The sequence below is a fragment of the Streptomyces sp. NPDC002276 genome (assembly GCF_053891435.1).
The window spans coordinates 1-2,372 of the sequence record NZ_JBSFCQ010000062.1; the positions used below are offsets into that span (position 1 = coordinate 1).

The 2,372-nt window shown below is 68.5% G+C and carries 2 protein-coding genes; both read right to left on the reverse strand.

The genetic code is table 11. The features are described 5' to 3' along the window. Nucleotides 1-61: 61 nt before the first annotated feature. Entirely contained in the window at nucleotides 62-1,252 is a 1,191-nt protein-coding gene (locus ACWIHT_RS47175; RefSeq protein WP_456174822.1) for an NAD(P)/FAD-dependent oxidoreductase, read from the reverse strand. A gap of 214 nt (nucleotides 1,253-1,466) precedes the next feature. Further along, the gene (locus ACWIHT_RS47180; RefSeq protein ID WP_456174824.1) at nucleotides 1,467-2,237 is read right to left on the reverse strand and encodes a transposase; all 771 of its coding nucleotides are present in this window, start codon (nucleotides 2,235-2,237) and stop codon (nucleotides 1,467-1,469) included. Nucleotides 2,238-2,372: the final 135 nt, after the last annotated feature.

A 2,372-nucleotide genomic window follows, 5' to 3' on the forward strand; every position in this document is an offset into this window, starting at 1 on the left:
GGCCAGCCGGCCCCGGCTGGCCTCGAACCGGTCGATGGCTGCGCTGTCCATGCGAAGCAGCCTATGCAGCGGCCCTCACACCGGCCCGGTCAGGCGCGCTGGCCAGGCGGCGCTTGCGCTTCGGCATACCGAAGGTCGGATGGGCGATACCCCACCTGGCCCCCTTCAGCACGCCCGACTTGAGCCGCGCGGCGGCCTTGCCGCCCAGGTACCAGGACTTCGACCGGACGTCGCTGTCCACCATCTGGAAGATCGCGTCCCGCCGCCCGAGGCTGATGTGGTTGCCGTAGTACTTCAGACCGATGGTAGGCACGTCACGGGCCGTCAATCGCGCGATGATCGCAGCGGTCGCCTGCATGTTGGTGACGCCGGCCGAGGCGCAGGACATCGGCAGCGGCCGTCCGTTCTCGCCGATCGCGTACGCGCAGTCGCCGGCGGCATAGACGTCCGGGTGCGAGACCGAGCGCATCGTGCGGTCGACCACGATCTGGCCGCTCTCGGCGACCTCCAGGCCGCTGGCGGCTGCAATGGGGTGCACGGCGAACCCGGCCGACCACACGGTCACGTCGGCCGGGACGGAGGTACCGTCGGCGGCGACCGCCCGGGTCGGCTCGACCCTTTCGATGCCGGTGTGCTCGTGGACGCTGATGCCGAGCCGGTCGAAGGCATGGCGCAGGTGACGGCGGGCCTTCGGCGAGAGCCAGGCGCCCAGCTCGCCGCGGGCGGCGAGCGCGACCGAGAGATCGGGCCGGGACTCCGCGAACTCGGTGGCGGTCTCGATGCCGGTCAGCCCCTCACCGACGACCAGCACGGCGGCGCCCTCACCCAGGCCGGCCAGGCGCTCACGCAGACGCAGCGCCGAGGACAGGCCGGTCACATCGAAGGCGTACTCGGCCACCCCGGGGACGCCATGGTCGGCCACGCAGCTGCCGAGCGCGTAGAGAAGCGTGTCGTACGCGAGCTCGCCACCGCCGTCCTCGCCGGTGACCACGACGGTCTTGCGCTCGGGGTCGACGCCGGTGACGCGTGCCAGGCGTAGCCGCACGCCGGTGCCCTCGAACACGTCGGCGAGCTTGCGGAACCCGAAGTCCTGGCCGATCGCGAGCTGATGGAGCCGCATCCGCTCAACGAAGTCGGGCACGGCGTTGACGACGGTGATCTCGACATCCGAGGGGGAGAGCCGGCGGGCCAGGTTCCCGGCGGCGAAGGCCCCGGCATATCCGGCACCGAGAACGACAATGCGGTGCTTCATGGCGTTGCTCCTGTCTCGTTCGCGTGCCCTTCGAACGAGACAGCGCCCCGATTGCTGACAGGAGCCGGGTGTGACGCGGGTCACCAAAGCAAGACGATCGACTGGGCCTCCAGCAGTCGCTTGGACCTGTCTTGGGCAGTCGAAACGGGGCGATATGGCCGACTGCCGGTCGGCGTCACATCGCGCATTCTTGCTGATCCGGCTGATTGCTTGGTCATCCGGCGAGGGCGAGGTTGTGCAGGCGGGCAATGCCGAGCATGGCGTGGTAGACGCCATCGTCCTTGAGGCGGCAGTCGCGCAGGATCTTCCAGGTCTTCATGCGGGCGAAGGCATGCTCGATGCGGGCGCGGACCTTGCGGTGAGAGGAGTTGTGCTCCTCCTTCCAGGCCGGGAGTTCGCCCTGGCCCCGTTCGTGGCGGTGCGGGATGAGTAGGCCAGTGCCCCGATATCCGCCGTCCGCGATGACCGTGGTGCGACCGACGGCGTCTTTCGCTCCGGACAGCTCCCATGCCTTGCAGTCGTTGCGATTGCCAGGCAGCGGCCGGCCGACGGTGGCGACGAGCCGAGTGTCGGCATCGATCACGACCTGGTGGTTGGTCGAGTACCGGTAATTCTTCGACTGCTCGGCAACACTGTGATCACGCGTGGGGACCAGGGTGCCGTCCACGACCAGCACAGTGTCCTTGTGGAACCGCTTGTGTTGCCGGAGAGCGAGCGCAGGCCCGAGGTGGTCGATGACGCGGTCGGCCGCGGACTTGGACACCCCGAACAGCAGCACCAGTTGGCGCATGGTGAGGTTCGTCCGCCAGTACGCGGCGACCAGCAACACGCGGCCCTCAAGCGGCAGGCTCCACGGCCGACCCTTCCGCACCGGATCCGCGCCCTCGCGCCGCAACGCGGTGATCAGCTTGCCGAACTGACGCGGGCTCAGCCTGGTGAACGGGGCTATCCAGGACGGCTCCGACGCCGTGATCACACCAGACATCGCAAGATCATCTCACCCGTGACAAGCAGTTGCGGGACAGCCCTTAGGGCTTGCAGATCATTAACGCGTCGTCTTGATCTTGTTTTGGGGCTCGCCAGTTTGAGCGAGGACCCGAGCGTGGAGGGCCGCAAGGAC